At 69.7% G+C, this 747-nt stretch carries 1 protein-coding gene; it reads left to right on the forward strand.

The genetic code is table 11. The features are described from left to right. Positions 1-215: 215 nt before the first annotated feature. The coding region (locus ACEN88_RS33305) for an AraC family transcriptional regulator ligand-binding domain-containing protein (RefSeq protein ID WP_413346597.1) at positions 216-747 on the forward strand (532 nt) is incomplete at its 3' end.

Consider the following 747-nt stretch of genomic DNA (forward strand, 5'->3'; position numbering starts at 1 on the left):
TTGGTCGGCAGGGTCTGATGTGTATATGTGACAGCGACCTGCCCGCGCAGGAAATCCAGCGCGGGCTCGCCCAGCGCCACCTCGATCGTATCGTCTCCCCAGCCGTTCCAGCGTCGCATTGGTTCTTTTCTCCGTACACGGTGTTCATCCTGCGGCTATACTGCCTTGCGTCATCACGACAGTATTGCGGATTCATGCCAAGCGCTTGTTCGAACATGCCAGCCACGCCGCCCCGGGTCACCGCGGCCTACCTGCAGCCGCTGCTGGAGACGGCCGCCGCGCGCGGTATCGACGCGGCCGCGCTGGCATCAAGCGCCGGTCTCGCCGCCATCGCATCGGACCCGCTGCCGGCCGCCGACTACATCGCCCTGCTGGACGCGGGCAGCCGCCTCGCGGGCGATCCGCATTTCGGCCTGCACGTGGGCGAGCGCGTGCGGCCCGGCACGTACAGCGTGTACGGCCTCGTGCTGCTGGCCTGCCGCGACATCGGCCAGGCGCTGGATCAGACGCAACGCTACGAACAGCTGGCACACGACCTCGGACGCTCGCGCCTGGAGCCGCGCGGCGCGCTCGCCCGCTACACGTGGACGAGCCGCTATCCGCATGCGAGCCGGCACCTGGCGGAAAGCGTGTTCGCGGGCATCCGCACATTCGGGTCGTGGCTCGCGGGACGTCCGCTCGCGCCCCGCGGCGCCCCGCGCGCGCGGCCGAGGTCGTGTGGCCGCTGTTGGTTGCGTTGGGTGTGGT

This window comes from Massilia sp. CT11-108, from assembly GCF_047302915.1.
Classification (GTDB): Bacteria; Pseudomonadota; Gammaproteobacteria; order Burkholderiales; family Burkholderiaceae_D; genus Telluria; species Telluria orientalis.